General features: G+C 41.4%; 23 protein-coding genes. All 23 read right to left on the reverse strand.

Annotated features, from left to right (window positions below; all coding sequences use genetic code 11):
* Positions 1 to 100: 100 nt before the first annotated feature.
* Complete coding sequence (locus tag CWC33_RS02875; protein ID WP_100690705.1) at positions 101 to 391, reverse strand: hypothetical protein; 291 nt, start codon at positions 389 to 391, stop codon at positions 101 to 103.
* Between the two features lie 135 nt (positions 392 to 526).
* Positions 527 to 3265 carry an SLBB domain-containing protein gene (locus CWC33_RS02880; protein ID WP_232709829.1) on the reverse strand — a complete coding sequence of 913 codons (2739 nt, stop codon included), beginning with the start codon at positions 3263 to 3265 and terminating at the stop codon, positions 527 to 529.
* A gap of 93 nt (positions 3266 to 3358) precedes the next feature.
* Positions 3359 to 4750 (reverse strand): hypothetical protein, encoded by a 1392-nt coding sequence (locus CWC33_RS02885; protein WP_100690706.1) that lies wholly within the window; start codon positions 4748 to 4750, stop codon positions 3359 to 3361.
* A 51-nt stretch (positions 4751 to 4801) separates the two neighbouring features.
* Positions 4802 to 5968, reverse strand: coding sequence for a nucleotide sugar dehydrogenase (locus tag CWC33_RS02890; protein ID WP_100690707.1), 1167 nt, complete (start codon positions 5966 to 5968; stop codon positions 4802 to 4804).
* A 127-nt stretch (positions 5969 to 6095) separates the two neighbouring features.
* Positions 6096 to 6644, reverse strand: coding sequence for a sugar transferase (locus CWC33_RS02895; RefSeq protein WP_058576259.1), 549 nt, complete (start codon positions 6642 to 6644; stop codon positions 6096 to 6098).
* Entirely contained in the window at positions 6641 to 7597 is a 957-nt protein-coding gene (locus tag CWC33_RS02900) for an NAD-dependent epimerase/dehydratase family protein (protein WP_100690708.1), read from the reverse strand. Before CWC33_RS02900 ends, CWC33_RS02895 begins: the two co-directional genes overlap by 4 nt.
* On the reverse strand, positions 7597 to 8343 hold the full coding sequence (locus CWC33_RS02905; RefSeq protein WP_100690709.1) for a glycosyltransferase family 2 protein: 747 nt from the start codon (positions 8341 to 8343) through the stop codon (positions 7597 to 7599). The genes CWC33_RS02900 and CWC33_RS02905 overlap by 1 nt, the downstream gene beginning before the upstream one ends.
* 78 nt (positions 8344 to 8421) lie before the next feature.
* Positions 8422 to 9516: a glycosyltransferase gene (locus CWC33_RS02910; protein ID WP_100690710.1), complete on the reverse strand. Its 1095-nt coding sequence runs from the start codon at positions 9514 to 9516 to the stop codon at positions 8422 to 8424.
* Positions 9513 to 10574: an EpsG family protein gene (locus CWC33_RS02915; RefSeq protein WP_100690711.1), complete on the reverse strand. Its 1062-nt coding sequence runs from the start codon at positions 10572 to 10574 to the stop codon at positions 9513 to 9515. Before CWC33_RS02915 ends, CWC33_RS02910 begins: the two co-directional genes overlap by 4 nt.
* A gap of 48 nt (positions 10575 to 10622) precedes the next feature.
* Positions 10623 to 11747, reverse strand: a complete 1125-nt coding sequence (gene wecB, locus CWC33_RS02920; protein ID WP_100690712.1) for a non-hydrolyzing UDP-N-acetylglucosamine 2-epimerase — start codon at positions 11745 to 11747, stop codon at positions 10623 to 10625.
* A 13-nt stretch (positions 11748 to 11760) separates the two neighbouring features.
* Positions 11761 to 12873, reverse strand: a complete 1113-nt coding sequence (locus tag CWC33_RS02925; RefSeq protein ID WP_100690713.1) for a glycosyltransferase family 4 protein — start codon at positions 12871 to 12873, stop codon at positions 11761 to 11763.
* Positions 12874 to 12919: 46 nt separating this feature from the next.
* Complete coding sequence (locus CWC33_RS12750) at positions 12920 to 13516, reverse strand: acyltransferase (RefSeq protein ID WP_269799260.1); 597 nt, start codon at positions 13514 to 13516, stop codon at positions 12920 to 12922.
* Positions 13517 to 13527: 11 nt separating this feature from the next.
* Positions 13528 to 14613, reverse strand: a complete 1086-nt coding sequence (locus CWC33_RS02935; protein ID WP_100690715.1) for a DegT/DnrJ/EryC1/StrS family aminotransferase — start codon at positions 14611 to 14613, stop codon at positions 13528 to 13530.
* A gap of 5 nt (positions 14614 to 14618) precedes the next feature.
* Positions 14619 to 15197, reverse strand: coding sequence for a UDP-2-acetamido-3-amino-2,3-dideoxy-D-glucuronate N-acetyltransferase (gene wbpD / locus CWC33_RS02940; RefSeq protein ID WP_058576250.1), 579 nt, complete (start codon positions 15195 to 15197; stop codon positions 14619 to 14621).
* Positions 15198 to 15229: 32 nt separating this feature from the next.
* Entirely contained in the window at positions 15230 to 16201 is a 972-nt protein-coding gene (locus CWC33_RS02945; RefSeq protein ID WP_100690716.1) for a Gfo/Idh/MocA family oxidoreductase, read from the reverse strand.
* Positions 16201 to 17505: a nucleotide sugar dehydrogenase gene (locus tag CWC33_RS02950; protein WP_100692257.1), complete on the reverse strand. Its 1305-nt coding sequence runs from the start codon at positions 17503 to 17505 to the stop codon at positions 16201 to 16203. Before CWC33_RS02950 ends, CWC33_RS02945 begins: the two co-directional genes overlap by 1 nt.
* 94 nt (positions 17506 to 17599) lie before the next feature.
* Complete coding sequence (locus tag CWC33_RS02955; protein ID WP_100690717.1) at positions 17600 to 19021, reverse strand: lipopolysaccharide biosynthesis protein; 1422 nt, start codon at positions 19019 to 19021, stop codon at positions 17600 to 17602.
* Complete coding sequence (rffA, locus tag CWC33_RS02960) at positions 19018 to 20151, reverse strand: dTDP-4-amino-4,6-dideoxygalactose transaminase (protein ID WP_100690718.1); 1134 nt, start codon at positions 20149 to 20151, stop codon at positions 19018 to 19020. Before rffA ends, CWC33_RS02955 begins: the two co-directional genes overlap by 4 nt.
* A 2-nt stretch (positions 20152 to 20153) precedes the next feature.
* Positions 20154 to 21038, reverse strand: coding sequence for a methionyl-tRNA formyltransferase (locus CWC33_RS02965; protein ID WP_100690719.1), 885 nt, complete (start codon positions 21036 to 21038; stop codon positions 20154 to 20156).
* Positions 21035 to 22093 carry a TDP-N-acetylfucosamine:lipid II N-acetylfucosaminyltransferase gene (locus tag CWC33_RS02970; RefSeq protein WP_100690720.1) on the reverse strand — a complete coding sequence of 353 codons (1059 nt, stop codon included), beginning with the start codon at positions 22091 to 22093 and terminating at the stop codon, positions 21035 to 21037. Before CWC33_RS02970 ends, CWC33_RS02965 begins: the two co-directional genes overlap by 4 nt.
* A gap of 14 nt (positions 22094 to 22107) precedes the next feature.
* Positions 22108 to 22989, reverse strand: coding sequence for a glucose-1-phosphate thymidylyltransferase RfbA (gene rfbA / locus CWC33_RS02975; RefSeq protein WP_100690721.1), 882 nt, complete (start codon positions 22987 to 22989; stop codon positions 22108 to 22110).
* A complete protein-coding gene (gene rfbB, locus CWC33_RS02980) occupies positions 22986 to 24071 on the reverse strand; it encodes a dTDP-glucose 4,6-dehydratase (protein ID WP_442906207.1) in 1086 nt (361 codons plus the stop codon). Before rfbB ends, rfbA begins: the two co-directional genes overlap by 4 nt.
* 75 nt (positions 24072 to 24146) lie before the next feature.
* A complete protein-coding gene (locus CWC33_RS02985) occupies positions 24147 to 25106 on the reverse strand; it encodes a Wzz/FepE/Etk N-terminal domain-containing protein (RefSeq protein ID WP_100692259.1) in 960 nt (319 codons plus the stop codon).
* Between the last annotated feature and the right edge of the window lie 80 nt (positions 25107 to 25186).

The raw sequence follows: 25186 nt of genomic DNA on the forward strand, positions 1-25186 counted from the left end.
AACCGCAGCGCATAAAAAAATACCGCCAACCGGCGGTATTTTATCACAGCTCTTTTAAGGTGTTCACTGCGAAGCGCTTCGCAATTAACACAATAAGCTATTACTGAGCTGGAATAGTAATAGTGTAGGTGTTAGTACCTGTACCAGTAACCGTTACGATTGGGTCTGGATCTGTTGGATCTTCAGGGTCGTCAACTACTGGGTTTGATGAGCTGTCAGAAACAACTGCTACAGTTGCTGCTGCTGCAACACCCGCAAATACCATTGCTTGGGTTGACATGCCACCGATGCCAGCGCCTGATGCGCTCTCACCAGCAGTTCCTTCTTGAGCCATTGCTGGTGCGGTCGCTAAACCTAACGCAGCAATAACTGATAATGCTAAAGTTTTCATAAAAATAACCTCACTCCCGAGATATTGATACATGTATCGCTGTAGACTGAAAACTCTCCAGTTAACAGCAACTTTCATAGTATGTTTATACGCAACTAAATGCAAACTGGTTTTATAAATTTTCAGTAAAATTTGTTAAATACTGTTAATAGCAGCAACCGCTACCGCCGTGTTATACAAAATACTGGTAACCTGAGACCACAACTCCAGGTTTTCAGTATAGGTTGTGTCCATAGGCACAATAATGGCGTCCCCCGGACCTAGCTGCGAACTTTCACTAAAGCTAAACCAACTGCTGCCGCCTTCGTACCGTTCAATAGCCCCATTGGCTTTAACAATATAAATGCGGTCTTCATCCGCTTTTTCTTTAGTGCCGCCACTGCGGTCAATGTACTCTTCCACCGACACTTCAGGGTCAAAGCGGTAAGAGGTGGCCATTTGCACTTCGCCCATAATACTAATGGAGTCGTTACGGGACGGAACATGCAGGGTATCGCCGTCTTTTAACTGAACGTCGTTGGCACCGTTAGCGCTTAACAGTTTCGGTAAGTCCATAATTAAGCGCCCCACCGGCTCTGCCGAAAGCAAATCCGCCAGCAAGGTTCGCATTTCGTTATAAGAGACACGGCTTTCGCCCGTGCCCGTCAACATATTTCCTGCCACTTCACGCTGAAGCTCTTGTGCCAGAATTTTTTTACGCTCTCGCTCCTGCTCTCGGAGCTCTTCACGGGTAAATACCGCGCCTTCCACAAACGCATGCTCGGTAAAACCACCGGCCCGCTCAATAAGCTGTGTAAGAGTCTCACCACGCTTAATAGCATAAGTCCCCGGGAAGCGAACCTCACCTCGAAGGGTTACTTCATAGGTGTTTTGCCACTCAGGAATACTCAATACATTTAAGCGATCACGCCCTTTCAGGGGAACATCCATAGCGCCTTGCAGCACATCATTTAACGCAACAGTAACGTAGTCTGTCTGCGTAGTGTCTTTATTAAACTCAAAGCGAGTAATTTCAGCGCGTTTTAAGTAGGCCGAGTCTTTAACACCGCCGGCTGCTTCCACCAAACGACTAACACTGGCATTTTCTACTAACGGATACACGCCAGGGTGATTCACCTCGCCAGACACATAGACTAACGGAGTATTACCGTTACCAGTACGCTGACGCTGTATACGCTGCATTATTGGTTCTAATAGCTTGTCGCGCGAGTACAGCGCTAAGTCTTCTTCAGCAACTTCAACGTCGTCTTCATCGGGCGAGTCAAATAAATCTGAAAGAGGTGCTAAGTTTCTCTGCTGAGCTAAGCGCTGACTTGCCTCTTTATTACCTGTCTTTTCTTGAACCAAGTCTTCTAAGAACGCCTGACGGTAGTCACTTAGTAACTCCTGACGCTCTTCAGCCTGGCGCTCTTGCTTGGTTAACGTAAAGCGAGAGAGTTTCTGTTTTTCTTCTTCTTTCGTCTGGTAGCGGCTGAAAATAACAATCTGGTCGCGCTCTTGCAGTTGTAAGTTCTCACCTTCAACGCCGGAAATAGCCTCCGCCACATTAAATTGATACAAGCTCAAATCGCGCTTCGGCCCTGTTTCACGAACGACAAGACCATAGCCTAGGTCAGCCTGCTCTAATAAGTCCTGACGGCTGTCGAGCAAAATATCGTTGATGCGAATACCCGGCTTCCACTCGTAATGCCCCGGACGAGTCACCGCACCGACCAACAACAAGCTATTGTTAAGCGACTCTGACACCTGGCGAAGCGTTAATACATCACCGCCTTTCAGCGCTTTGCCCAACTCAGCATTTGAGGTTAAGTCAACCGTACTAATAACCCGCTGGCCTCGAACAATACGCTCGAGCTGTGCCGATGCTAAGTAAGCGTCGTCTTCACTACCACCGGCAAAACGTAATGCGTCCTCTAAAGTTTCATCGCCTTTTAGCTCATATAAAGCCGGGCGTTTGACCTGACCTTTAACGGTAACCATGTCTCCACGCGCAGGAATGAAAACAACGTCACCACTTTGCAGAATACGGTCGTCGGACGCGTCACCTTTTAATAACAAGTCGTACAAGTCAAAGTCTGCAATGACCTCGCCAGCGCGCATTAAACGAATAGAACGCAACGAAGCGATGTCCGACACACCACCGGCAACATACAGCGCCTGGCTAATGGTCGACAGCGAGCTTACCGTGTAAGAGCCCGGCTTATAGGCTTCTCCGGCAATAAACACCTGAATGGAGCGCAGCTCACCCATAGAAACCGCAGCATTAAAGCCAATAAGGCGCTGTTTTACCTGATTCTGAATAAGTTCCTGCATTAGAGTGTAGCTTAAACCGGCAACCGTCAGCTCACCCAGATCAGGAATAACCACTTTACCTTCCCGGTCAATGGTTAAGTCGTAGGTGCGGTTTTCTTTACCAAAAAGCTGAATTTTAATGGTGTCACCAACGCCCATAATGTAACTGGAAGGCACGGGTGCATAAGAGGTGGGTGCAAACGTTTTTGGCTCGCCGGAAAATAAGTCATAGCCGAATGCTTTTAACTCATCGTCGTCACGAGTGAACTGTGCTTCTAAGTCTTCCGGAATTATTGGGTCGCCATTTTTATCAAAACGAGTACCTCGAGGGAAAACGACATCTTCTTGTTGCTGGCTCTTACTGCTTGAGCTTGAAGAAGAACCGTTTAACTGATCCAACATGCTGGGGTCAATACCAAACTGTCTGGCAAGAGCTTCCTGCTGGGCGCGGGGCAGCTTTTTCAACTGCTCAATTTGAGCCTGGCTCGGCATAGACTGCGCATGTACTGTTACTGAATTACCTAAAGCCACAACAGCAACGAGCAGTACCATACTCGACAAGATAGACTTCCAAGAAATCAAAGCGCTTCCCCTTTATGTTTATTACTTAATTTGCACCCAGATAATCGCAGCATTTTATAAGCTAACTTCCAAAAAAGCTACGATAGCGTGTGGTTAAACTGAGCTCACCACCGGCACACCAAAAATATCTTCAATACGGCCTTGCAAAGACATGCCACCTGAGCGTTGCGTAGCGGCCTTATCCAGCAGTTTATTCCAGCGCATATAGTTATCGCGGTAAAGCTTTATGCTCTTATTATCACTCGCGCTATTACCACTAAACCGATTCGCATTTTCGAGCGCAACACCGGCAGATGCCATACTCACAGCAACAGTGCCTTCAACAGCGCTTTCCGGTATCACGATACCTAAACCCGCGGAGCCTACAGACAGCAATGCAGGCAGACATGAGCGACCAATGTTTAATAAGTTTTCGTGCCAAGCGGTTTTGTGATTATTGATTGCGGCAAAGGTATCGCCGAAAAGGCCAGCGTGCATGTCCTGAAACTCTTCTAAGCTCCACTCATGCACAAACCGTTTTCCGCTCTGCTCTTCTTTAGCTTGCTGAGCAATAACAGCGTCATCACGGACTTTGAAGAGTAAGTCGAGGAGTTTGGTAGGGCTGGTGACTTTCTTCTGCATCAGCAATGCGTAGGCATACGGAAAGCTTTGAAGCGCTTCAGACTCAGTTTGGGACAGGCTTTGTAACTCATTCAGGCTCGACTGCTGTTGCAGTTGGTTACCTAAGTAGCGCCAAAGCAGTGCACTTTGCTGCGCTTTTAAGCCTTCGATGGCAGGTGCTGCAACATAAACTGCATTATGCTGTGCAGCCAATTCATTCACAAAGTTTACGCGGAAGCGGTCTATAAGGCCCGAGACTAACTGTCCGGTTTTATGAGAAGTGTCATCATCACTTTGCGCTGCCTGGTTAAACGCAAGCGTAAAATCAGAAATGGTAGGTTGGTCAAAAGGGGCTTGCTCAGCAACAGTCACCAATAAACCGGCAACACATTTCGCTCCGCGAAAGTTATTATCCGTTAATGTGCTTTTAGCCAGCTTGCGTCTGTCGGTAAACTTTTGGGTAAAGCCTTCAAGTAATGCTTGTTTAAATTTTTCAGCATCGTTTTGCGCAACGGGCGATTGCTTGGACCAGCGCTCAGGGCTTTCCAGCCATTCTTTAATAAGTAATGCGGACTGAGCAGTGGCCAGCTGGCAGCAGCCTAACCATTGGTCGGTTGCAACCAAACTGGTTTCTTTAAGAAGGTCGCGATAGAGATGGTTATGGTCTTTAAGTTGCTGTTTATCATCTTGCTGTATGGAGCCATCAAACAACACCTTCGATGACATAGCCAGTGATTCCAGCACATTCAGCAATTGCATGAGCTGCTGCTTAGTCAGTTGCTTAGGGCGCGTTTGCTCCCCAAGCATTAAGCTCATAGACAGGTTTAACTGTCTTGCGTTAAGCAATGATGCACCAGTATAGTTTTGTAGTGTCATGGTTTGCATTGCTTATACCCTGTTCTTTTTAAAAGTCACCTGCGCATTAGACGCTAGCGACTAGTCATTCCCAAACAAATCTCGCGTATACACTTTGTCAGCCACGTCCTGGAGCTCTGGCGCCATACGGTTTGAAACAATTACGTTCGCTTCGGCTTTGAAACCCTCAAAATCATTCACAACACGCGAGTTATAGAACTTGTCTTTTTTTAACACCGGCTCGTAAACAATCACTTCAATACCTTTCGCCTTAATACGTTTCATCACGCCTTGTATGGCAGACGCGCGAAAATTATCCGACCCTTGCTTCATCACTAGACGATAAATGCCAACGACCTTGGGTTTGCGTGCAAGAATACTGTCGGCGATAAAGTCTTTACGAGTGCGGTTGGCATCAACCACCGCTCGCATAATGTTTTGCGGAACATCTTGGTAATTAGCTAACAGCTGCTTCGTGTCTTTAGGTAAGCAATAACCACCATAACCAAAGCTTGGGTTGTTATAGTGATCGCCAATACGCGGATCTAAACCAACACCTTCAATAATTTGCCGAGTGCTTAAACCGTGAACTTCAGCGTAGGTATCCAGTTCATTAAAGTAGGCAACGCGCATAGCTAGATAGGTATTCGCGAAAAGTTTAATAGCTTCCGCTTCTGTGCTATCAGTAAAAAGTGTTGGTACATCACTTTTAATAGCCCCCTGCTTTAAAAGGTCAGCGAATATTTCAGCACGTTCAGAGCGTTCGCCAACAATAATACGAGAAGGGTACAAATTGTCATAAAGCGCTTTGCCTTCACGTAAAAACTCTGGTGAAAAAATGATGTTTTCGGTACTCATTTTTTCTTTCAGCATTTCGGTGTAGCCCACCGGTATGGTCGACTTGATAATCATTACTGCATTAGGGTTAACTTGATTAACCTGCGCAATGATCGCCTCCACGCTACTCGTATTAAAGTAGTTGGTTTCGGGGTCATAGTCTGTAGGGGTGGCAATGACAACGTACTCAGCGTTAACATAAGCTTCTTCAGCATTTAAGGTAGCCTTAAGATTTAATTCTTTGTCGCTGAGAAATTCAAATATTTCCTTATCTTCGATAGGTGATCTTTTATTGTTAATTAGGCTAACTTTACTTTCAACAATATCAACCGCAATAACTTCATTGTGCTGCGCTAGAAGCACCGCGTTTGATAAACCAACGTACCCTGTCCCTGCTACAGCTATCTTCATTTATATATACCTATCCCACGCTACAACATACTTTGAATAACCACCAATCAATGGCAGAGCTTACTCTTCAACTTAAAATTACTCCTCTTTTTTCACTTTAATTTTAAGCATTAGGAGTGCTAACTTCTTACTTAACTCTATCGCCAGATCCTTTTCCGGTAACCGTCATAAAAATGTACTTAAAATAGTTTTTCACATTCAGCGAGCTAATCATTTTAGCGTCGGTTTCGGCTAATAACTCAGGAGTAGACATATCTACTTCATTTACTTGCGCCAAACCAGTTATGCCAGGCCTAACAGCAAAAACGCCTTTTGCCTCACGGGCGCGGGTAAGTTCTTCTTGATTAAACAACCCTGGGCGAGGTCCTACCAAACTCATCTCACCTTTAAGCACATTCCAAAGCTGGGGCAACTCATCTAACTTGGTACGGCGCAAAAAGTGGCCAAATTTCGTAATGGAGGATGCACTTGCTAGGTGGCTAGCCACCGATGCTGTATCTTTTCGCATAGTACGAAACTTAATTAACACAAAGGGCTTTTTATTACGCCCCACTCGCTCTTGCCGAAACAGCGGCGAGCCAGTGTCAAATAAACCCACTATATAAAGCATTAATAAAATGGGAAAACCAAGAACTAAGCCGAGTAGTGCAAACATGAAATCTAACATCTTGATCATTGACTAGATCTTTCCTCATTAACGAATAATTTAGCAGTTATACGCAGTGTACTACGTGAGTCTACGGTCGGCTGCCAGCCATAAGATTTGGACTTAGAATTATCGACAACTAAGTCCCCACATAATTGCTCATAAAAGTGTGGCTTTCTCACAACAAACGATAACGCTTTTATCAAAATCTTAGGGACTGGAAGCATGAAAGAGCCTCTACCAAGAGAACTTTTAATTTCTTTAGCCATATCTTTGGTAGAAAGAATCTCATCATCTGCCAAAGTAAAAAAACCGGATACACCGGTTTTTTCCTTCGCAAAACAAATAAAGTCGACGAGATTCTCAAGCGAGAGTACCGTTCGCTTGTTGTTGATGAGTCCAAACGGCAAAGGAATAGCCGAAGAGCATAGCTTAATTAATTTACCGAAATTACCTGGAGCGCCTTCACCAATGATAAGAGGGGGACGGATAATAACTAACTCTGAACCTCGCTCCTCACCCTCGAAGAGATCGACTAAACGTTGCTCTGCATTCAATTTTGAGCGCGAGTAATCATCATATGGAGCTAGCAGCGAGGATTCTGATATAGGTTGATTTGAAACCCTACCATGTACTCCTATGGTACTAAGAAAGATAAATTTAGTCGCGCCAATCGTGAGAGCCAATTTCGCTAACTCTTCAGTAAGAGACACATTAACCCTCTCATAGTCCTGGTAACTCGCATTAGGTAACTTTCCATGAGCCAAGCCCGCGCAATGTATAACCGTATCTATCGGTTTGTTAAATTCGGCCGCCAAACTTAATAACGATTTGCACGAGGGGTCGTTCGGCATTTCCATCTCAAAAGATTCTAAATTTTCAGAACCATTTCGCACTAAACTAACGAACTGTGCTTTTGAAACTCGAAGGCTTTCAATCAACTTCTTCCCGACGAACCCCCTGCCTCCAGTAATTACAATCACTAAGAACGCCCTCGCTTAATACGCATAAAGGTGTTTGCAAGCAAGTAATATAAAGACACAGGCCAACTAAATTTTTCACAGTCTCGAAAAACTGAGTAATTATACTTTAATAAAGAGATTTTATTGCTTGAGATAGAATTAGTACGAACTGTGTATGATGCAAGCACTTCTTCAAGCGCATATACAGAGCCAACTTCGCGAAGTATTTTTAACCACATAGCATAATCTTGTCGTTTACGAATACTTGGCATTTCTATACGGCCAACCTGCTGAGTATCAAACATAGCGGTTAGACAACCCACTTGATTTGAGTAAAGCATGTCTTTATACGTTAAACGTGCAGGAGGTATGTATTCCGACAATTTTTTACCCGTGGTTGAGTCAACACGCCTAAACCCTGTATGCGAAAACGCGAGCTCGCGTTCCTTCATAAATTTTATTTGCTTGGTTAACTTTTCACTATCCCATCTGTCATCGCTATCCAAAAAAGCAATGAAACGACCAGAAGAGGCTTTAATACCCTCATTTCTAGCAACGGCTGCACCGCCATTCGAATTTAGCGATATAACTTTTATACGATGATCACCAGACGCCAATCGGCATGCCACTTCAACCGAGTCGTCCTGAGAGCAGTCATCCACAATGAGCAGCTCCCAGTTATCATACGTCTGGTCACACACGGAACTGATTGTGCTTTCAATAAATTGGCCGCTATTAAACATGGGCATGATTATAGAAACAGACATTTTACTCTCTCATAAAACCTTTTCTACCTAGGTAAAGGCAGATGACTAAATTATTTAAATCGCTATAAATACGAATGTTCAAAGCTTTCTTATTTCATTCATTAAATCTTTGGATCGAGCTTCCCAAAATTGAATTTCTTGATATTGTTTAAAGGTGACTCCTCCGGATGCCGCCGAAACCAGTTTCTGCTGTATGTCATCAGTATCGAACTCGTCAACTAATATAACATTGCTAGAGTATTGACCTTTTAAATCGTCGGCCATTCGAGTTCGTGATGATATAATTGGAATTCTTTCGAACATTGAGCATTCGAAAAACTTATTGGATATGGCGTAGACAGCATTCAAATTATCGGTTGGATAAGCAGCCCATATAAAATCTGAAATACTGTAAATATAGGGTAGTTCATCCTGACCGTATCTTCCCCAAAAGTAAACTTTATCACTAATGCCTTTTTGACTAACTAATTTTTTAGCGAAGTCTAAGCTGGGACCATCACCGAATATAAACAATTGCATGTCTAGCTCTTGAAATGAATCAACGAGTCGTTTTAAGACGGATGGATAACGCACGACACCTACCCACGAAACAACTGTTTTTTCTGGGCTTTTTAGGTTCTCCGCCGCTGAATACCATTCAGGCTTATCCGCACCATTTTCAATTAAAGATTTCGAAGGATAATTTTCGAAAACGATATTGCAACTTTTCTTGTTGTATAGTTCAGGAAAGTACCTAGACGCAAAAATAGTTAAATCAACAAAGTTCAAGCAAAATGATTCTAAAAGTTTAAGAATAGACAAGGTGTACTTATTACCAGCCGCCGGCATATCGAGACAGTCATAAATCAATTTTACCTTAGGCCTAAAGATTTTCATTAAACAGCCTAAAAAAAGAGAGTCCCAATGACTCAAAAATAAAATATCCGGCTTAAATTTTAAGAATGTCTTTATTCCGAATAGAATAAACAAAGGGAAAAGGACCAGCTTTTTCAACCGATTCCCTACTGCTGAGCGCATTTTAAATAGGATGTAACCTTTTGGATCAGAGGATTGAGCCCCCGCCCGATCCCAAGCTAGAACCTTAACACTGTACTCGTGAGACAAAGACGAACGAAATTTATTGGTTCTACTATTAATTGGATATGCTGTATCGACAATAAGTACTTTTCTCATATACCACCAAAATAAAGGATGTATGGCTGGGCTACGACAGCGATTATCAAACCCAAAGCCAAATACATCGCTGGGAATGCTATGTATGCAACCTTTTGGGCTCGGGGCAAGAAGGTTATGAAATACCTTGAAATAATCGGTACAACAAGAACACCAATAATCAAAAATATATAACTTAACCTCCAGGCTAATATGGTAACGTCCATAAATACCACTAGTATCATTGAACCAATAACAAATAGCTTAAAGAGGTAAAGATGAAGTGGATCAGCAACTCTATTCTTTATTAGCGCAATGCTCGCTACCATAAAAAGAGAAATAAGTATCCTAGGATCATACACTGGCATAGGATATCCATAGTCCTCTGAGTTAACGTAACTTATAAATTTAGCAGAAAAGACATCCAACCCAACTAGACTAAGCACGCCAGAAAAGATTGTGATAAAACCTACAACAAACGATAGAAATAGAAGTATGAAGTATGCTGAATTAAGAACCGAAAGCTTTAAGCGAGTCAGAAAAGTACACAGAAGTAAAATAGAAGAAATGTGAAACGAAAATGCGAGTAAAAAACATATTAACGATCGAACTCTATATTTTTTATAAAAACAAATAAAAAATAGAACACCAAAACCAACTGCAACTGAAATTCTAGAAGACTGCATATTCATTGACATGATATATGGGAACCAAACTAGAATTGATAGCATTTTGTAAGGCGAGTATTTTTTGATTAGGAAAGCAACGGGAAGAAACGACAGAACCGCCATCACGACAATTATGTATTGTCCTCCTAAGTTCAGGGTGTTCCCAATATAGGACACAATTCTAAATCCAATCTCTACGTGAGTGGTTGGATTGAGAACATCAGACCAGTCAACTATGCTAGAATATATTCTTATGTAAGCATCATAATCGGCAAGCCCGGTACCATTCCCCCTTACTGAGATAACAAGCAAAATAAAGCTCGAAAACAGATAAAATATAGAGGTAGAAACTCGGGTTCTATCACTAAAATGAAGGAAGAATGCTGTAGCAATTAAAAGCACATAGAACATTAGTTAAAGCTCATCTGCGCTTTAAGTAAACTGAACCAAGTTACTTCTTTACTTATCATTTTCGTTTAAAATACTAATAATGCGGCTTACAGCCTTTCCATCACCGTAGGGATTATGTGCCCGAGTCATTTTTTCATATTCAAATGCGTCATTGAGCAACCTGCTCACCTGTTCGACAATTCTATTAGAATCAGTGCCAACTAACTCCACCGTACCAGCCGCGACAGCCTCCGGACGTTCAGTTGTATCTCTCATAACAAGTACGGGCTTGCCTAGCGATGGCGCTTCCTCTTGAACGCCACCTGAATCTGTTAAAATCAAATAGCTGCTATTCATCAAGTAGACAAACGGCAAGTAGTCTTGTGGTGGAATCAAAAATACATTATCTAAGCCACCTAATAAGCGGTTAACCGGCTTTTCGACATTAGGATTGAGATGAACAGGATAGACAATTTGTACGTCTGAATGCTCTTCTGCTATCTCTTTTAGAGCAGCACAAATTCGTTCGAAACCGTCTCCGAAACTTTCTCGTCTATGTCCAGTTACCAAAATCAACTTCTTTGAGTTATCGATAAAATCAAAGCTTTGGTCCAGTGAAGCTTTTGAATCACCGTTTTCCAAGACTTTATTTTTTATTGAAAAAAGGGCGTCAATAACCGTGTTGCCGGTTACAAATATTTTTGACTCATCAACCCCTTCAGATACTAAATTATCTTTTGCGCGCTGTGTCGGAGCAAAATGGATATCTGTCAGTACACTTGTTAATTTCCTATTTGCTTCCTCTGGCCACGGCGAATAAAGATTACCTGTTCTCAATCCCGCTTCAACGTGCCCAATTTTTACCTGTTCATAAAATGCTGCCAAACTAGCAGTAAAGCAAGTCGTCGTATCTCCATGAACCAAAACCAAATCAGGTTCGAAATCCCGCAACACGGTGCGCAGGCCAAGTAAAATTTTTGTCGTTACGTCATATAAATCTTGACCGCTTCGCATAATATCTAAGTCATAATCAGGAGCTATACCAAATAGCTTTAAAACCTGATCGAGCATTTCTCTATGCTGCGCTGTTACTGCAATTTTTACTTCAAAATTAGAGTCTTTTGCCATAGCCGAAACTAAAGGCCCCATTTTTATGGCTTCTGGGCGAGTCCCGAAAACAAATAAAATTTTCATAAAACAACCTAAATTAACGTAAATTCGAATTTAGTTTTTTTAACCAAACCTGCATGGAAAAGTTTTGGCTTATGGTTTCATATGCCAATTTAGACATATTGACATACTCTTCATCAGACAAAGATAACGCTCGCTTAAACGCTTTAGCTAAGTCGTTGTCAAAAGCCACAAATCCGTTAACACCATCATTTACTAACTTATCATAGCCGTTACCGGGATATACTATTGGCACTAAACCATACGACATAGCTTCCAGGAGTGCGTAATTAGCAAGTATGACGTCAGAAGGAAAGACGAAAAACCGATATTGCTTCATAACCTGATTTATATCTTTTACAAAGCCCTGAACTTCCACATTTTTAGCTAAGTTGAGAGATTTATAATGTTTCAGTGCGACTTCCGAATATAAAAATCCTCGTGGAGCGTAAACTTCGTTAGAAATAGAGCTGAATCCATATATAGCCGCTCGGAATTGTATTTTTTCTCTTTGCAATTCATGAAAGGAGTTAATTAAAGATATAACGTTTCGACTTTCGATCACCGCATTAGCATATAGGAAGTCTAGTGTTAAGTTACGCCTAGTATCTGGCTCGAAATCCGGAACGGGCACACAGTTATGTATTTGAACAATTTTTTTTACCGCTAGCGGCAGCTTATTTTTAATAGCATCTACATGATGTAGCTCTTTTGCAAATATCGCATTAGTAAATTTCAAACAAAACCATGTCAGCTTTTTCTTAACGTTGGCATATACCTTCATCAAAAAAGAGTTTGAATTCGAGTTCTGCCTATCCCCTACTAGCTCACCGCCAATTATCCAAAACCGAACATTAACACCAAATGCTCGCGACAAGAGAACATACATCAGTGATAGTATAGAGTAGTTGTAACAGTCAATATTATCAGGGCGGAATCTGATTAGAACCTTTATAAAAATAATCATTCTAATTAAATTATTTTTTCCGGCATATTCAATCAAACCTTGAGATTTAGGAGCTTCTAATTTTCCTTCGTCGCCTGTATTCAGAAGAACTTTGACTTCACAACCCAACTCACGATATGCATCGACAGCATATTGATATTTCTTTGGAAAAAACGGCAAACCAACAATTAGAATTTTTGACATGATGTTCTTAAGTTACAATAAAGCTATTTGAGTTAAACTTCTGCATTTACTTGGTAGAAGAGCCTTTGTGTTTGATGATACGTGCAGGAACTCCACCAACAATCGCATAGCTCGGAACATCGCTTGTGACAACCGCTCCAGCCGCCACCACAGCACCTCGACCGATTTTTACACCAGGAAGTATTATAGCTCTGGCACCTATCCATGAATCATCACCGATATCGACTCTTGATGTTTCGATTCCCTGCTTGTAAAAAGTTTTAATTTCATCATTCCACACATGAGTCGCGGTAAATATCATTACCTCAGGCCCCATTAAAACGCGTTCGCCAATCACCACTTTTCCTTGGCAATTTATAGTATTTCTAGCTCCTAATCCCGAACAATCTCCAACCAGAAGGTTTCTAGGATTAGATATCTCAACATTCTTTAAAACAGAACAATGAATTCCAATTTCGGCACCCATCCTTCTCAGTAGAAAGATACGAAATTTACTAAAAAGGCTATTAGAATTCGAACCTGGAAAGGAGAAGATGAGCATATATATAGCTCGTAATATCGTGTTTTTCAGTCCCAAACTACAATTCCCTAAATCTAAATAGTGACCTTCTTTCGCTAATGATTCGTTGACATTTTTAATCAATTCAAGAGATATCAACCTACCGTATTTCTAATTATATTAGAAACTAATTCAAGTTGCTCTTTTCCCATATATGGGTGCATAGGTATGCTTAGAACGTTTTTTGCTACACTATCACCAACCTTCAAAACTTGGCCTTCTTCAGCAACCGCAGGTTGTTTATTCAAAGGTATGGGGTAATGTATAGCTGTTGGAATATTTTCGTTTAGCAGCTTTTCCTGTAACTCTTCTCTATTCTTAACTTGAATAGTATATTGAGCCCATGCAGACTGATTATGTTCTTCAACAAAAGGCGTTATTATTTCCGTATCGCAAAAGGCACTACTATACACCTCAGATACTTGGTTTCTTGATAAGATTTCATCGTTGAGTATTTCTAGCTTAGGCAGCAAGATCGCCGCTTGCAAGGTATCAAGACGACTATTCACTCCCACCCTGACATGATGATAGCGTCGATCTTGCCCATGACGTGCAATCTGGCGCATAATCGTTGCTAAGTCGTCATCATTAGTAAAAATAGCTCCACCATCACCATAGCAACCTAAAGGTTTACTCGGGAAAAAGCTAGTACAAGCAATCGTGCTTAAATTACAAGACCTTTTACCTTTATAAGTTGCCCCAAAACTCTGTGCGCCATCTTCAATAACCGGAATGCTGTGTTTTCTTGCAATTTCGTTAATGCGGTCAAAGTCGGCAGGCTGTCCATAAAGAGAAACAGGAATAATTGCTTTAGTCTTATCAGTAATAGCAGCCTCAATGAGGTTTGGGTCGATATTATAGGTTTTGGGGTCAATATCAACATAAACCGGCTTTGCGCCTAATAAGGCCACGGTTTCTGCCGTTGCAATATAAGTAAAACCTGGCGTAATAACTTCGTCGCCGGGTCCTATGCCCAAAGCCATTTGCGCAATTTGAAGAGCATCGGTACCGTTTGCAACGGTAATACAATATTTTGCACCGGTATAATCCGCTAACTTTTCTTCGAGCTCTTGTACTTCAGGGCCCAAAATGTACTTACCATGTTCTAAGACACGTGCAATACCTGCATCAATTTTGTCTTTAATTCTTGCCTGTTGAGCGGCTAAATCAATAAACTGCATTCTCGTTAACCTTCTTTACTGACGGTTTGCCCATTTAATATATAGGTAGCGCCGGTATGAGAACAGAGAGCTTTCGCCTCGCCGGTCAATGGCAAACTTAATTGTTCCCCATGTTCACTCATCCAGCCTATTTGTTTGGCTGGTACCCCAACCATAAGTGCGTAAGCAGGTACATCTTTGTTCACAACGGCTCCAGCGCCAATAAAAGCGTACTCACCGATAGTAATACCGCAGACAATAGTGCAGTTAGCCCCTAAAGAAGCTCCTTTTTTAACTAGAGTGTCCTTATATTCGTCTTTGCGCTCTATCAGCGAACGAGGGTTATACACATTGGTGAAAACCATACTGGGCCCACAAAATACGCCTTCTTCTAGATACACATTGTCGTAGACCGAAACATTGTTTTGTATTTTACAGTTATCTCCAATTTTCACTCGGTTACCGACGAAAACGTTTTGTCCTAATGAAACGCCTTTGCCGATTTGGGCTTCACCGCAAACATGCACGAAGTGCCAAATACGGCTACCTTCGCCAATTTGAGCTCCCTCATCTACAATTGCTGATTCATGTTGGTAATAACTCATAGTATGCACCTGATCGCTTTGAATACAGCGTATTACTTTTTAAGAAGTGATGACAGAAAAGGATGTGCTTCATTAGCTTTTGCAGATTGCAATTGCTGAGTACGAATTTGCTCTACGGTTTCCACACAATGCCGAGCATCTTTAATACCATAGCCTCGACCTGCTAATATCTCTTGATAACTAACTGTGTGAAGGTCGGTAAAACCACCTGAAAATTCTAACTCGTCACCATCACAATTAATGGTTCTGTAAGTTGTTTTTTCACCTTTAATTTCGTCCGGTAAATCATTGGCATCGATAGAAAGCAACCATTTGACTCGTGCTTTTTCATATTCTAAGTAGCCAGATGCTTTCAGGTCATCAGTGTAGTGAAGCACATTTTTCTGTAACTTCCCAAAAATGAAGTGCAGCATATCGAAAAAATGCACTCCAATGTTGGTTGCTACACCAAACGATTTCCTTGGATCGCCTTTCCAACTCTCAAGATACCATTTACCACGAGATGTGATATAAGTCAGTTCAACTTCATGCTTTTTACTTTGGTTTGAATTAGCCACCTTATCCCGTAATTCAACAATTGCCGGGTGATGGCGTAGCTGAAGAATATTATAAACTTTCTTGCCCGTTTCTTCTTCAACTAGCTCTAATTCATCTAAATCGTCACTCGTTGGAACCAAAGGCTTTTCGCAAATAACATCACAACCTAAACGTAAACCGGCGGCTATATGCGAAGCATGCATGTGGTTTGGAGAGCATATCGATACATAATCCAGCTTTGTACTGCTGTTACGCTTTAACTGCCAAGCGTGCTCATAAAAACGTTCAAAGTCAGTAAAAAACTCGCTTTGTGGAGAAATACTGTCAATCACACCAACAGAGTCGTTAATGTCATAAGCGATACTCAAGATATTGTCGGTTTCTTTAATTGCTTTCATATGGCGAGGAGCGATATAACCTGCCGCACCAATTAGTGCAAAATTTTTGTTTGTTGTGCAATGAGTCATTATGCTTTTATTACCTTTCCATTTTTACCCCGGAATTTGCCACGTGAGTCAATGATAATGCGAGCGTGTTCGTAAATCGCATCGTAATCAAATTTATCGTGGTCTGTCGCCAAAATGACGGCATCAAAACTACATATGCTTTCAGGGGTTAAATCAGTACTGGTTAAATCAAAACTGTGTTCACGCATTTTAGGGAAAGTTGGTACGTGGGGGTCGCTGTAGGCAACTTCTGCGCCTTTATCTCGAATTAGTTCCATAATTTCGACCGACGGAGACTCACGCATGTCATCTACGTTCTTCTTGTAAGCAATGCCCAAAACCAGAACTCGGCTACCATTAAGAGATTTTTGATGTTTATTTAAACCATCCATAAGTTTACTTACAACATACTCTGGCATAGCTCGATTTACCTCACCGGAAAGCTCTATAAAACGAGTGTTTAAACCGTATTCGCGAGCTTTCCATGTTAAGTAGAACGGGTCTATTGGAATACAATGTCCGCCAAGACCAGGGCCAGGATAGTAGGGTGTAAATCCAAAAGGCTTAGTTGCTGCTGCATCAACAACTTCGAAAATATCAATGCCCATACTGTCAGCAACAATTTTCATCTCGTTCACTAAACCGATATTTACGGCTCTATGAATATTTTCCAAGAGCTTAGTCAGCTCTGCCGCTTTTGTAGAGCTAACGGGCACTATTCTATCTATAGCAAGTGAATACAAAGTAATACCAGCCTCTTTGCATTTCTCAGTATAACCACCGACTATTTTTGGAATCGTACGGGTTTCAAAATCAGGGTTACCAGGATCTTCACGTTCTGGTGAATAAACTAAAAAAATATTTTCGCCTACGACTAATCCAGATTCTTCTAATCGAGGTTTCAGCAATTCTTCGGTGGTTCCTGGATAAGTTGTACTTTCTAGAGAGACTAGCTGCCCCTCTCTCACGTAAGGCTTCAACATATCGGTTGTATTAATCACAAACGACATATCCGGTTCACGATATCGATTTAGCGGAGTAGGCACGCAAAGAATTAACGCATCACACTCTTTAATACGGCTGTAATCGGTAGTCGCTTCGAAACCGTTAGCAATTGCATTGGATATTTTCTGGTCAGAAATATGTTCGATTCGGCTGTAGCCATTGTTTAATTCATCGACTTTTATCTGGTCGATATCAAACCCTATTACTTTATAGCCAATATCACTATAACGAATAAATAACGGCTGACCTACATAACCCAAACCAATAACACCGACGACCGCATTCCTTTTTTTTAACTTATCTATTAATTGCTTATGCATCTCTGAACCTATAAATTTATTCTTCATGAAACTCCAAAAGAGGCTATAAAACGGCTAGTTTAACTCTGAAACCTTTTATACAACCGAAAGTATATCAAGTGCCCTTGAACAATCGCCGCTTAAAAATGAACGCCGACGCCGTAGATATTTCATTTTTAAAAGCGAGTAACCAACTTATTAAAAGTAAAATCCAAAAAGCCGACATCCACTTTCCGAGCTCTTCGCCCCACAGAGTAAAGGTTGATGCTCCGGCGACAGATAATGTTGTATATACATAAAGTAAAACTCTCGGCATCGGTTTCCATAAATAAATAGAAAACTCAGTTCTTAACAAGAAAAAAGCCCAAAACGACACACAAGTACTCACAGCTGCACCTGCAGCTCCGTATCGAGGTATAAGAAACCAATTCCCGATCAGATTAACCAGAAAAGCTGTCACGGCAGCTAACATTGAATAAGATGTGCGCTTTGAAATACCAATGCCTACAACCGTGCTCTCAGATAACGTATATAATAAGGGATACCCTATACAAGAGACGACAATCCACCGCACCTCAGTATAACTATCAGGTAGAAATAAAGTCACAACCCATGAAAAAAGCCCAGCTAAAGAAAAACCCAAAACAACTAATGCCAGTATATATCGACTGACACGGTGCACGTTTTCAAGCCCCTGACCTTTACTTGCCCATTTATAGACAGTAGGAGCCCAAACGGTTGAAAAAATGCTTTGCAAAATAACCGCAGCGGCAGCGAAGCTCACAGAGACTGAATAAATGCCTAATTCTTCAAAACTCGTCAAAGTCCTTAAAAATATTTTATCAACAGCGGTGAGTCCCCAAAAGGCCAGGCCTCCTAGAATAAGAGGCAAACCAAACCGAAGCATTTGTCTGAGTTGATTAAAATCTACTTGGCTTCTCAAGCTGGCCAGCCATTCCTTTCTGGTATTCCATGCATAAATAACAAGAACAAATGTAAGAGCCGATGTATTAGCCACTATAAGATTCGTCAAGTTTTTACTAGCACCAGTAAATACATATCCACCAATTATTAGTAAAAGCAGCAATTTGGGGAGCAACTGGCTCATTGAAAAGGCAAAGCCACGTTCGTTCATTCGAAGAACAAGCGACAGGAAGCGCGAAACAAAGCTGGCCAACAGCGCAATCGCAACTAGCACACTCAAATGCACCTTGGGCAGACCAAATAACCATTCAGCTAATATTCCACCAAATGATAGAAGTACGGCAAGTGCCAACATTAGTAAGACTAAACCAGGTAGCATTGCACGTTTCAATAACGCTGGTGAGTTATCGACTTCATGAAACTCTCTAACGTAAGACTGATCAAGTCCCAGACTAAAAAGTAAAGTGCTGAAAGAGAGTGTTACCTGCAACATAGACATGCGCCCGACATCTTCTTGGGAAAAAAACCAAGTAATTACAGGTAAAGATATAAGGCTTAATAAAGCCCCACCTATTGGTCCAATAGCAAAAGCGGCTATTTTCTTAGGCGTCACTTATAAAACTCAATAATTGCGTCAACAATTCTCTTTTGATCGCTTTGCTTGATGCCGTACCATAAAGGAAGTCTAACTAATTTCTCGCTCTCATTGGTCGTAAAGCGATCTTCCCCATGGAACCATCCCAATTTAAGCCCTGCTTTTGAGGTATGTAACGGTACGTAATGAAATGCTGCGAATATATCACGACTCTTTAAGTGTTCTAACAATCTTGTGCGTTCTTCCAATCCCGATGTCTTCATATAAAACATATGAGCATTGTGCACACATTCTTCAGGTATTTTTGTTAAACCTATAACCCCTGTTTGTGACAACGGTTTTAAACCCTTATTATAATAATCCCAGGCTGAGAGTCGTGTATTGTTAATTTCTTCTGCATTTTCTAACTGTGCCCATAAATAAGCGGATTGCAGTTCGCTTGGCAGATAACTACTGCCAACATCAACCCATTGATATTTATCAACCATACCTCTAAAAAACTGACTTCTGTTTGTACCTTTCTCACGAATAACTTCTGCGCGGTTAATAAATTGAGTGTCATTAATAATTAGAAGGCCACCTTCTCCACCACTTGTGTAGTTCTTCGTCTCGTGAAAACTAAATGCGCCTAAATGCCCAATAGTCCCTAACGCTCGGCCTTTATATTTGCTCATCACGCCTTGAGCGGCATCTTCAATTACGTATAGCCCGTGACGATTCGCGATATCCATTATGATATCCATCTCACAGCCTACCCCTGCGTAATGTACAGGTACTATTGCACGGGTCTTTTCTGTAATCGCCGCTTCAATTTTGTCTTCATCTATATTCATAGTGTCTTGTCTAATGTCGACAAAAACAATTTTAGCGCCTCTTAGCACAAAAGCATTCGCGGTACTGACAAAGGTATAGCTTGGCATTATCACTTCATCGCCAGGCTGTATATTAATGAGCAAAGCTGCAAGTTCTAACGCGGCTGTGCACGATGGCGTTAGCAATACTTTCTCTACCGCGAGCTTTTCTTCAAACCATTTTTGGCACCTTTTACTGAAGGGACCATCCCCACAAAGCTTCGATCCTTTAAGAACTTGTAACAAGTATTCCTGTTCATTACCTGTCATTGGTGGTTTATTAAAAGCTATCGACATAATTAAAGTCCAAACCTAGTGCGAAAAGGGATTTTTCCCAGCAGAGAATCCCCTTGATTATTAACAATACAGGTGAGCTGTAATAAGCCTTCACCGCATACTACAGTAGGTAAGCCTGAATTCATGAAAATGACTTTTCCAATATGTTCTGAACGATCTTCTATTTTAACGTCATCGACTACAAGGGATTCATAGATACGAACTGTACTTCCATTTATTGTTGTCTGAGCCCCTTTATATGGTTCCCCTACTGCATTGATAAATCTAGAGATATAACTCGCTTCACGAGACCAATTAATTTTATAATCAACCTCGTCTCGCCATAGACTGTAGCTCGCTTCCGACTCAACTTGTTTATAAAAATCTAATTCTTGTCCGCAAATGACTTTCTCACAAATTTCAAGTAGTAATTTCGCATACAACTCTGACACATCCTCGATTGCATCTATTATTTTTTTTGGATAGTCAATGACAATTTTTTCTTGCGCAATGATATCACCAGCATCATAATGCTCCGTCGCCTTTAAAGCAGTTACGCCAATTTCATTTGTGCCCTTGATTAACGCATTCACTAATGGTGCAAACCCTCGAAACTTTGGTAACAAAGAATCATGAAAAACGATGAGATTATTCACATCGGATATTAACCACCGCCAACCTATGGCAAATTCAATATCAGTGTTAATATCGCGAGGCTTAGCTCTTTCTTTAAAGACTATACGGCTATCAGAACAAAGTTTTTTTATCGACTCGAAATAATCATCTGTAATATTTCCATCACGAGCACCAACAACAAAGCCGATACAGTCAGCACCAAACGTTGAAATTAGAGCTTGTAAGCAACGATATCCTTTAAAACCTAAAACATACAATCCAAATTTTTTCATTGTTCAAATATCTTTGAGTATTGTGATACTAGTTTTTCAACATTAAACTCACGTTCGATTATTTTTTTATTTGATTCAATGTCGGCTTCTGATAAAACTGATAAATCGAAGTCCTCTATATTTTTGACTTTTACATCTAAATATTCAAACAGCTGCCATTGACTCGTGTCATTTCTTATATAGACTGTCTTTCCTAAGCCGAGTAATGTTATTGTGTTACCCATTGCTTGCTGTCTCTTGTGATTAAAAACTGCAATATCAATTCTATTTAGAAAATCTAGATATTCTTCAAAAGACATAAGAGACGTCATAGGAAAGATCTTATCTTCAAACCAGTTGGTTCCCTGTTGAATAACTTTATTGGCATAGGTTTTATCGCCATAAGATAAGGGAAGGTAAATCTCAATATTCTTATCTTTAAACGGAAGCAGCTTTTCCAATGTCTTTAAATGATTGTTACTTGGATCTGCAGAGTTACCTACCAAGATATGAGGTTTAGAGTTAGCAACTTTAGTTCTCGTATCTCGCCCCAAGATTTCGATATCTACAACATTGCTAAGATACATGAGACATTTATGATATTGTCCGGTAGCACCATACCATTGCCTCACGCGCTCAATATCGCCTGGTATATAACTGACAAGATGTCCAATACGTTTAATTACAAATTTTCTAAACTTTTCATTTAGCTTAGACTTCCAGCCAATGTTCGGTTCTTGGAACTGATATAAATCAGCTCCCCAAATTATCCAGTAGCACTTTTTCAACAACCATGGGCACAATGCTAAAATCAATAGGATACGAGCATTAAATAAGCCGTGAAGAATAATTTTTTTACTATTATGGAATAGTATCAGAAGACGTAAGTATGCGTATAACTGCCCGAAAATTGTGGACTTTACAATGAAAATATTTTTATTTTCTTCAATAGGGTATAGCTCTAACTTTTTCTCACCTAACAGCCAAAATTTATGTTCTCTACTACTAAATCTTTTATTGATTAAATTCACAAAAGAAGGAATAAAAGTTCCTATATTACTAACATGTAGGATCACTTATTAATTTCCCCTTAAACATCACCATTGACTATGGCCCGAAGATACTCTCCGTAGCCATTTTTACGGAGCTCTTCTGATTGCTTCAAAAGCAAGTCTTTACTTAACCAACCTTTGTTAAAAGCTATTTCTTCCAGGCACGCAATTTTGTACCCTTGACGCTTTTCTATAGTCTCTACAAATTGAGCAGCCTCTAATAAACTTTCATGAGTACCTGTATCTAGCCAAGCAAAACCGCGCCCCAAGACTTCAACATTTAAGTTTGCTCGCTCTAAATAATTCTGATTTATGCTTGTTATTTCTAACTCACCTCGGCTAGAAGGCTTAACCTGTTTCGCTATTTCTACGACATTATTGTCATAAAAATATAACCCCGTCACAGCAAAGTGCGATTTTGGTCTTTCTGGTTTCTCCTCAATGGATATAGCCTTCTGCTGGGCGTCGAATTCAACGACGCCAAACCGTTCAGGATCTTTAACCTGATAACCGAAAACAGTTGCTCCCCCTTCACACTCCGTTCGCTTTACCGCTTCCGACAATTTAGGCGTAAATCCTTGACCGTAATATATATTATCTCCAAGTACTAAGCAGACGCTATCTTTACCTATAAACTCTTCACCAATAATAAAGGCCTGGGCTAAGCCATCTGGGCTGGGCTGCTCAGCGTAACTTAGCTCGATTCCAAACTGAGAGCCATCGCCAAGCAGCTTTTCGAAACTCTGTAAGTCTTCTGGTGTAGAAATAATGAGTATTTCACGAATACCCGCCAACATTAATACCGACAGCGGGTAGTAGATCATCGGTTTATCGTAAATGGGTAAAAGCTGCTTCGACACGCCTTTTGTTATTGGGTATAGGCGTGTGCCTGAGCCGCCTGCTAATACTATTCCTTTCATGCTACGTCTCCTGACTGTGCACTTCCTAAACGCTCTCGTTGGTAGCTACCGTCCTGCACTCGCTGGCACCATTCCTCGTTGTTTAAATACCACTGCACTGTTTTACGTATACCAGACTCGAATGTTTCTTCAGGTATCCAGCCTAAGTCCTTCTTAATTTTGGTTGAGTCAATGGCGTAGCGCATGTCATGGCCAGGGCGGTCTTCAACATAGGTTATTAGCTCTTTATACGTGCTGTTATTCGGTACTAGCTCATCGAGTATGTCGCAAATAGTACCCACCACTTCAATGTTTTGCTTTTCGTTATGCCCACCAATGTTGTAGGTTTCGCCGACTTTACCTTCGAATGCCACTTTCACCAGTGCTCGAGCGTGATCTTCCACATACAGCCAATCTCGTATCTGGTTCCCTCTACCATAAACAGGTAATGGCTTACCGTCTAAAGCATTTAAAATCATGAGCGGAATCAGTTTTTCGGGAAAATGGTAAGGTCCATAATTGTTGGAACAGTTAGTAATCACAGTAGGTAAACCGTAGGTACGATGCCAGGCTCTGACTAAGTGATCGCTACTGGCTTTTGATGCACTGTATGGAGAGCTCGGCTTGTAAGCATTAGTTTCTGTGAATAGTGGTAGTTCACCTGCATGCGTATCCGGATGGGGTAAATCGCCGTAGACTTCATCTGTCGATATATGGTGAAACTTGAAGTTAGCCTTTTGATTCTCTGGCAAGTTTTGCCAGTAGGCTCTTGCCTGCTCTAGAAGCGTATAAGTACCAATAATGTTAGTGTGCATGAACTCACCGGGGCCGTCAATGGAGCGGTCCACGTGAGACTCTGCCGCTAAGTGCATGACGACATCTGGCTGATGCTGCTCGAATACTCGCTTTATTTCGTTAGCGTCGCATATATCGACTTGCTCAAATGCATAACGGTTATTGTTGTTGACTGATGCCAGGCTTTCTAAGTTGCCTGCGTAGGTGAGTTTGTCGACGTTGACTACGCTGTGGTTAGTGTCATTGATTAAGTGGCGGATAACGGCTGAGCCTATGAAGCCTGCACCGCCTGTGACTAATATTTTCATGGGGTTCATTTTATTCATTTTATTCATTTAGATATCTCACCTGACGCAATAGCGTCAGGCTACGTAGTTTTATAATTAGGCGTTTTCTTCTTTTCTAAATATATTTCTAACTAACACAAAGCCAACACTTAAAAAGCCACCTAAGAAGGTACCAATAATGCAGATTAACGCACGCGATGGTTTAGCTTTCTGTTCTGGTACTACGGCTGGGTCTAACGTTTGAAAAATGTACTCAGGCCGCACATTCGCCAGCATGATAGTTTGCGTTTGTTTTTCTATTAGCTCGTAGAATACCTGCTGCATATCACTTAACGATGTGCTCTGCAATTCTTTGTCTAAGTACTCCAAGCTTCTCTGCGCTTCCTGAATGTCTCTTTCACGCATATGGTTATTAATTTCTTCAATAAGCCACCCTACCCACTGCTCGGCTACTTCTGGAGACTGATGGTTTACTGCTATTGTTACAAGGCCTGTTGTCTCGTCTTTAGTCACATGCAGCACTTGGTCTCTGAATACTTTTACGTATTCCCAACTTGATGGTGTTGGCTGCTTAGGGGGTTCAACTTCTCTAACCCACTCTTTGGTGTCCGGGTTATAAAGTTCGTTGTCAAAGACAATGCCGGTGCCACGGTTCCACTCTTCCACAGCCATAAGCTCGGGCAGTATGTCATATTTTTCGACAAAGCTTTTTATAAAGGCCCGAGACTTTAAAATTTCCAGAGCGATGGTGGTTTTGTCGGCTCCCTGAGAACCAAGGTTAACTCCAGCTAGGCTTGCCAAACCACCTAATTGCCCGGCCATTTGTGAGAGTCCACCACCACTGGCTTCTTCTGTCGGTGCCAATGTCGCTTCTGATTTATAAATATTCGGCAGGCTTAATGAGTAAATAACCGAGCCCAAGGCGAATACGAAGGTAATGGCAATAATCCACCATTTGCCCTGCCAGATAATGCCAAACAGCTCGCGCAGATCAATTTCGTCGTTTTGGTAATCCGAATGCCGTTGAGGGTCGTAGTTATGAGTATCGTTTGTCATTGTTGAGCCTTCAGGCACGCTACCGCCCATGGGTTGCGGTTCCCATAGGCCGGTGGTGCGGGTAATTATGTGATTTATTC

Origin of the sequence: Idiomarina sp. X4 (assembly GCF_002808045.1) — a bacterium.
Lineage (GTDB): Bacteria > Pseudomonadota > Gammaproteobacteria > Enterobacterales > Alteromonadaceae > Idiomarina.